Origin of the sequence: Aquimonas sp., from assembly GCF_044377145.1 — a bacterium.
GTDB lineage: Bacteria > Pseudomonadota > Gammaproteobacteria > Xanthomonadales > Xanthomonadaceae > Aquimonas.
The window spans coordinates 67,416-75,571 of the sequence record NZ_JBILJQ010000002.1; the positions used below are offsets into that span (position 1 = coordinate 67,416).

General features: G+C 60.6%; 3 protein-coding genes. All 3 read right to left on the reverse strand.

The window, feature by feature from the left end; translation table 11 throughout:
• Positions 1 to 11 precede the first annotated feature (11 nt).
• Entirely contained in the window at positions 12 to 2,597 is a 2,586-nt protein-coding gene (locus ACIQ7H_RS01295; protein ID WP_395787573.1) for an RND family transporter, read from the reverse strand.
• Positions 2,598 to 2,706: 109 nt separating this feature from the next.
• Positions 2,707 to 6,405 (reverse strand): beta-ketoacyl synthase N-terminal-like domain-containing protein, encoded by a 3,699-nt coding sequence (locus ACIQ7H_RS01300; protein ID WP_395787575.1) that lies wholly within the window; start codon positions 6,403 to 6,405, stop codon positions 2,707 to 2,709.
• A gap of 1 nt (position 6,406) precedes the next feature.
• Positions 6,407 to 8,149 carry an aminotransferase class III-fold pyridoxal phosphate-dependent enzyme gene (locus tag ACIQ7H_RS01305; protein WP_395787577.1) on the reverse strand — a complete coding sequence of 581 codons (1,743 nt, stop codon included), beginning with the start codon at positions 8,147 to 8,149 and terminating at the stop codon, positions 6,407 to 6,409.
• Positions 8,150 to 8,156: the final 7 nt, after the last annotated feature.

Sequence of the window (8,156 nt, forward strand, 5' to 3'; positions counted from 1 at the left end):
CGGTGGAACGATTAGGCCGGATCGGCAAGCAAGTTGGCGCGGGTGGACTCGGGGGCAGACACCAGCAACATGGCAGGCAGCAGGAACAGGTCGGCCAGCAGCGCCGCAAACACCGCGAGTGCGCCCAGCAGGCCGACGGTGGCGGTTCCAATGCTCGAAGAGAACATCAGGATCGAAAGCCCCAGGCCGAGAATCAACGAAGTGAACAGGACCGCCTGGCCCACCGACTGCAAGGTTTCGCGCAGGGCGCGTGGTACATCGCCATCGAGGGCGACCTCCCGCTGGTAGTGCACGAGGAAGTGAATCGTGTCGTCGACCGCGATGCCGATGATGATCGGCGCGATCAACACGGTCGAAAAGTCCATGGGTATACCGAGCAGTCCCAGAACTCCAAAGCAAAGTGCTGCCGGCAACGCGTTGGCGAGGATCGCTATCAGACCGATGCGCAGTGAGCCGAAGACCAGGAGAAGGACCACGCTTATCGCGATCAGGGCCGTTCCGAACGTGAACAGCGATGTCCAGGCAAGATAATCGGAACCGTTCATCATCAACGTGAACATGCCGGTGACAGTGGCCTTCGCCTCTGGGTATCGTTCGCGCAAGGCCAGAACTGCGGCATCTATGTCGGCCTGCATTTCCTCGAACACCCGGGTGTAAGTGTAGGAACCCGCGTTGCGTAGATAGACAGTGACATGGGCGCGGCTGTAGTCGTCGGAGACCATGCGGCGCCGCTCGGTCGGGTTCGAGTTGTCGAACATGAAGAGCGTTTGCGAGAGCAGTTCCGGAGTCGGCGGAATGACGTGCATTTCGGGCCGGTCTTCGTTGAGCGTCTGGTAGGACTTCTTCGCCACGTCGACCAAGGACGCCGTACGAACCACGTGTTTGCTGAAGCGACTCTTGATCTGGTCCTGCAGATCCTCGAAGCGCTGCATGGCCCACGGGTCTTGAAAGGCGTACTCGCGGCCAAGATCGAAGTACACGACCAAGGATTGCGACCCCATCATCTCCTCGTCGGCAACTTGGAAGCTGTCGCGGATGGGCGAATGCTGTGGGTACTGAGCGATCGGATCGGTATCGATCCTCACCAAAGCGCTTCCGTAAAGACAGGCCAGCGTGGCGGCGCCGAATACTCCGATGACCCACCACGGTCGACGCTCCACGATGGGCAGAACAGGCCGCAGCAGGCGCTGGCTCAGGCGCGCGGGATCCGGCAACAGCCCACGCAAACTCAGGCGGGCGAACAAGCTGGAGCCCGTCGCCCGTTTATGCGGCCACCACAGTTCCAGCATCAAGGGCATGACGTAGATCGAGAGCACAAACGCGACCACGATGCCTGCCGCTGTCATAAGACCAAACACGCGAATCGGTACGATTGGGCTCAAAGCCACGGAGAGCATTCCCAGCACGGTGGTTACGGTTGTGAGCAGGGCCGCGTTGGCGGTTACCCCGAACGTTGTGCGTATGGCCTGCTCGTGCTCCATTCCCTGGTCGCGGCGGTACAGGTAACCCGACAGGAGATGGACGGGGTCGGCTATGCCGATCACGAGGATCATGACCAGGGTCAGTATGAGAAACCCGGTAAGCGTAAAGCCCAGCCAACCGGCCAGGCCGAGGGTCCATACGCAGCTCAGGAGCACAATTGCCACTGGCCAGACAACGCCGCTGGGGCTGCGGAACAGCAGCAACAGCACCAGCATCATGACCACCAGGAGACCCGAATACAGGCTGCCCATCTCTTCGAGCATCTTCATGTCGTGCTCGGTGGTTGCCGGATTGCCGATCGGAAAGTAGCGGAAGTGTTCGGCAAACTCTGGCTTGGTCAGGGTGACCTGCACGGCACGGATGAAGTCGTAGTACTCGCTGAGATCGGTGGACTTGAACTCTGGCTGCGCGGGCGGCGCCGTGTCTTGGTAATCCATCAAGACCGTGTCGGCCGCCAGGTTGAGCATGAAGGGCGTGGCATCGGTGCTGTCGCTGTCGGTGGCAGGGGTCTCGACGCTGCCAAAGTCCGTCTCGACGATGATGGCGCCGTAGCGACCATCCTCTGAGTAGTAAAGGCGTGGGAACGTCTCCTGCGAGTCAGCCATGCTGCGGATATCTTCAAGCGCCGGTTTCGTCTCCGGAACGGGGCCGCGCACCAGGTGCCGCGAAATCAGTGCATCCCCCTCGGCGGTCAACACGGGTGCATTGGTCAGCGCAGTCACTCGGACCATGCGTCGAAGCGCGGAGGGCTCGTCCTCAGCCAACGCCAGTTGGCGGTCCAGCAGATCCTCTCGGATCTGCCTTGCCAGCCGCAGCGACTTTTCCGAGAACACATCGCCATCAAGTGGTGCGTAGATGACGTAAAGATTGTCCTCGCTGCCGAACTGGGCGCGAAAGGCCTGCAGTGAGACCAGTCCCGGATCATCCTCGGCAAACCAACCCTCGATCGTCATGTCGAAGCGCAGCTTGCCCATGCCTACAAATGCCAGGGCCGTCAGACCCAGGAACAGTGCCCAAACCAGGAAGCGGGCCCGGTGCAAGAGTGAAGGCACCTGTTCAAAGTGATGATTGAGGCGTGTGGCAATGCCCCCGTTGAGGTGTGGCTTGCTGTTCATTTCTGCGTTTTTCCTGAGGACTCGGCCGCGCCCGTCAATAGAGCGAAGGCTCGCAGCGAGGAACCTGGGTAGAGACCCGGGGCTAGGCGTTGCAACGGCGGTGAACGGGTCAGCCCCGACCGCGCTTGCGTCCCTGTCGCGGGGCGGCTGGACTCGGGGTGGGTTCGACCGGAGTGTCCAGGTGTCGTGCGATCTCCTCGGCGGCGGGGGATTCCAGCACGCCGAAGTGATCGCCCTGCAATTCGACAACTCGCGGGGCCTGCGTCAGAAGCGCTGACCAACCGTAGTCCCTTGGAGCCTCTGGGTAGGCCGCGTCGGAGCGGAACAGAATGAGATCGAGATCCTGTGTCAGCGGCAACGGCTGATAGGACTGGCACGCAATCTCGCTGGACTGGGCGGCGGCAAAGGTGTTCAGAAACTGGCGACGCGGCAAATTCAAACCAAGCTGTTCGGTGCGGGTGTAAAGAAAGGCCGCGCGATCCTCCGCAGGAACGGCCTGCAGTTCGGCAAGGCTCAAGTCAGTACTCGCACCGAGGGAGCCGATGAAGTGACGAAACACTTCGACCATCTCTTGCAGCGGGTCCTTGCCGGTGTGGCCGGGTGCCAAGGTGTCGAGCAGCACCAGGCTGGCTTCGTCGCCTTCTTCAAGCAACTGGCGTGCGATCTCGAATGCAACCAAACCCCCGTTGGAGTAGCCGAGCAGTCGATAGGGGCCTTGTGCCTGATGTTCACGGATGGCTTGGCGTGCGAAAGCAGCATTGGCCTCCACACTGGGCATGGGTGGCCACTCACCCTCTACGTCCACGGCTTCCAGGCAGAAGAACGGCTGTTCACGCCCCAGGACTTGGCTAAGCCGCTGCAGCGAGACCGCACCGCCGCCAGCGCCGGGCAGCGCGAACAGCGCAGCACGCTCACCCTGAGGCTGCAATGGGATCAGGAAGTCGGCAGGCCGTGGAGCGCCCGGCTTCTCAGCCACAACAGCCACCCCTGCGCTGCCGATCGTGTCGCTGGCGGGCGGCTCGCTGGCCACGCGTAGGGCTTGAACGCGCTCGCCATAGGCGTCCGCGAGGTAGGCGCTCAGGCTGCGGATCTCCGGGTGTTTGAACAGCACACTCGGCGACAGATTGATCTGTAGCAGTGCATCCAGCTTGATGATGAGCTCGGCAACACCGATCGAGTTCATCCCAAGATCGAGGAAGTTGCAGCCGCAGTCCACGGCCCCGAGCTCGATCTTCTGCTGTGCTGCCACCTCCTGCTGCATGAACAGTTCAAGCTTCTCCGCAGGCAAGAAGGCATCTTCTGCGCCGTCTACCTCGCGCGGAAAATAGAAGAACCAGCGCGGCGTTTTGGGAGCGGGGTCGCCCTGGGCCGCTGCGTCGGATGCTTGTTCAATTGGAAGCGTAGCGGTGGTGACTGACCTGGCCTCAGATGGAGCGGCCGGATCTGCGGGTTCGACATCGATCCAATGGCGGGTACGTGCGAATGGATAGGTAGGCAGGGATGCTTTGCGAACCGCTTGACCCTGCCACAGACGATGCCAGGGTATGGCGACTCCGTTCACCCATAGCAGGCCGATCTGCTTCCAGTCGCCGGAATGCTGACACTGCTGCAACTGCGTCAAGGCCATATCTTCGCTGATCAGGCTGGCTACGCCTAGTCGTGTGCTGGACTCGATCCGCGCATGGAATATTTCGCGACCTTCCAGTCCAAGGCGCTCACGAATGCCTGCCTTGGCGACCAGTCGGAGTTTCTCTAGAAGTTCCTGATTGGACCCTGCCACGATAGCGAGACGCTCGGCATGCGCTTCGCGGCCGACTTGCGTGGTGAGGGCGAGGTCGAGGTAATCTTCCTGGACGCGCTCGTGCTCAAGGAAGCTGATATGACGTTGTACGCAGGCGGCAAGCTGGGTCGGAGTCCGGGCTGACAACAGGAACAACTGCCGCGCGACCACCCCGGCTGTGGACCGGGCGGGCGCGCGGTATTCCTCCAGCACGATATGCAGGTTGGAGCCGCTGTCTGCAAATGAGTTAAGGCCGGCTCGGACAGGCTGGTCCGGCATGTCGCGTAAATCGACCAGGTTCAGTTCGCGATCGGCGATGTACAGAGGGTGATTCGGGTTGTCGATATCGATGAAACTGTTGCGCTTCTTCATCGAGATCGTGGCGGGAAAGCGGCCATGATGCAGGGACAGCGCGAGCTTGATCAGGCTGGCCATGCCACTGACCGATTCAACATTGCCGATGTTGCCTTTGAGGCTGCCAAGCGCACAGCGCTTGCCAGAACTCGGCAGTGTCGCAAACGCCCCCTTGATCCCTTCGTACTCGAACGAATCCGCCCATTTCGAGGCATACCCGTCGACTTCAATGTAGCGGATGCTGTTGGCGTCGATGTCTGCCTTGGCGTAGCACTCGCTGAGAACCCGCGAGATCGCCTCGTGCTTGACCTCAGAGATATTGCGGGCTGCGCCGCGGTAGGTCTGGTGGCTGGAACGGATGACTGCGTAGATGCGGTCGCCATCGCGTTCGGCGTCGGCCAGCCGCTTCAGCACCACACCGGCGACTGCTTCTCCGCGGGTAAAGCCATTGGCCTCGTCGTCGAACACGCCGCTGCTGCCATCCGGTGAGAGCACCCCGTACTGAGACGAGGCGATGTAGTCGCCGGCAAACAGATTCAAAGACGCTGCCGCGGCGATGGCGAGGTTGCTTTCGCCGTTTTGCAGTGACTGGAAGGCACGGTTCAGAGCGACTGCCGAAGATGCGCAATTGACGTTGATCGATTCGCTGGGACCGCACAGGTCGAACACGTAAGAAATCCGGTTCGACAGGTAGTAGGCCGGGCTGGACGAGCTGAACAGCGGTCCTTGGGTGAAATCCTGGTTGTTGAGGCGGCGCAGGTGATGTTCGTACTCGGAGTACTCGTAGCCGACGAAGACGCCGGTCCTGGAGCCCGCAAGGCTGCGCATATCAATGCCGGCGTCTTCGACCGCGCGATAGGTTTCCTCCAGCAGCAGGCGCAACTGGGGGTCCGTACTGGCCGCGTCGCTATCGGTGATCCCGAAGAACTCGGCGTCGAAGCAATCGACATCCTCGATCAACGCGCCCCATTTTGAAATTGTCTTACCGGGTTGCACGGACTCTGCGTAGTGATCCTGCCATCGCCAGCGGCTTGCAGGAATTTCACGAATGCTGTTTCGGCCAGAGATGAGGTTGTCCCAGAACTGATGGTGATCCTCGGCATCAGGCATACGGCAGCTGATGCCGACGATCGCAATCGCAGGAGCCGCAACTGGCCGAGCCCCCGGTCGGTTCGTGCGCGGGGTGTCGATTTCAGCGGCCAATCCGTAGTGCAAAAGCAAACTGTCGGAATGCTCGTTGATCAGGACATCTACGATAGAGTCGACTGAATCCAACCCACGGCCGTACAAACTGATGGCGTACTGTTGGGTGATCTCTTCCAATAGCCTGTCAACTTCGTTGCGGGCACTTGCGGGTGTGAGCCCGATCGCCTTCGGAACAGGTATGGGCTGCGCTGCGGCGGCAGCGGTGTGTGCGGGTGCCTGCGGCTGCTTCAGTCGGTCGAGCAGCTCCGCCAGACCGCGCACATTGTCGACATTGGAGAACTGTGCAGGGGTCAGAGTGACATCAAGCTCGCGCTCAATATTCTCCATCAGCTCCATGACAATCAGTGAATTGATGCCGAAGGTTTCAAAGTTGGCGTCGATGTCCACTTTATCGGCGGGCACTTTTAGAGTGAGCTCGATCAGTCGCAGCACGTCGCCCAGGGTGTCGGTCAGGGTCTGGCTGGACATCTCAGCGGACTCCTGCGCCTGCGACTTGAAGATCGGCAAGGATCAGCCGCTTGAGTTCCTGCATTGGATCTGTTGCGGACGAAAGCACAAGGTGTGCGGGCTCTGTCTGGATGGGGGCTGCGGCGGGCGCCGCCACCGTTTGCACCTCAGCCAGTTCAGCAGCAGCAAAGAAGCCGTGTTCGAGCATTCTGTCAACGCTGTTTTTTACGGCATCCATGACTTCGCGCAGATCGGCATCCGTGTGCGCTGTGGTCAGAAAGCAGTTGCCCGAAGTGGACGTCTCTACGCCCTGCAGGCGCAGCAGGAAGAAGAACAGTTCACGAGTCAGTCCAAACGGATCGTCGGTCACCTGGAATCTGAACAGTGAGCTGAAATGTTCGGTCAGCAATGGCACGCGCTTTTCGGCAAAGTAGGCATTTGCCTCGCTGGCCAGCGCCGTAGTCTGTTTGCTGATCCTGCCGAGTGAACATTCGCAGCTCACTCCGTCACAGGCGGGGCCAGGGCCGCAGATGCGCTGCATTTCGCGGCAGACAGCGAGCGTTGCTGAGATCTTCAGGGAGTTCTGGGTATGAGTGCCGGCCATCATGGTGCGACGCAGACTGGGCATGCTGGCATCGTCGAAGCCCCAGGTACCGCCGTCCACATAGTCCATGTACTTGGAAAGTCCGGCGATGATGCCCGTTGGCATCCCGCCTCCGGCGACTTTGCCGTAGGTCGAGAGGTCAGGTTTGACCTTGAAAAAGCCCTCGGCACCGCGGGGTCCTGCCCGGAAGCCGGTAACCATCTCGTCGAACACCAACACAATGCCTTTCTCGAGGGTCAGGGTCCGTAGACTGCGCAGGTACTCGAGCGGCTGTCTCGATGGGAAGCGCGATTGGATCGGCTCTACCAGAACCGCTGCGATGTCGTCTGCAGCGGCTTCAATCTGCTGCAACTGATCGACATTGCCGTAGTCAAGAATGATCAACTGGTCGGCAAACTCCTGCAGCATGCCGAGGCCGGCGCTCATGCTTCCACCCTTGCGATCGCGAAAGGCCAGCACTGCGTCTGACAGGCCGTGGTAGGAACCGTCCAGAATCACCAGCTTCTTGCGCCCAGTGGCGGCGCGCGCAATCCGCACTGCCCACATCACGGCCTCGGTGCCGGACTGGGTGAAGACCATGCGCTCGTGGCCTGTGAGTTCACAGAACAGGCGCGCCGCCTCGAACAGGTCTTCGCTATAGGCCACCAGGGGATAGCCGCGATGCAAGCGTTCGATCAGCGCTTGCTTCATGAATTCCGGTTGGTGGCCAAACAGGTTGACGCCGTTGTCGCCGGTCAAGTCGACATAGCGATTGCCATCGACGTCGTAAATGTAGGCGCCTTCTGCGCGCTCGTAGGTCAGCTGGAACTGCAGCGCCTTTAGCGGCCGCTTCAAGCCCGCGGTTTTGCGTTGATCGACGAAGTAGGTCTGGTGTCGCTGCGCGTTGTCCTTGGAGCGCGGCACACGCAGCGCATACTCCTTCGTCCAGGCATCAATGGCGGACAGCTGCTCGGCACCAATATTCATTTCGTGCAGCGAGCGCAGTTCCTGGGCCTGCATCGGTTTCTGATCCGGCTCGGAATTCTCCAGCCGCTCGCGCAAGCTGGCGAGCATGCGTTCTCGTTGCGCTTCCGGCAGCGCTTTGAAGCTTTCCAATGCGTCCTGTTTGGCAATCCGGCGGTTCAGGATTTCGTCGAGCACGTCTTCAACGGAACTAGCCATGGTTAAT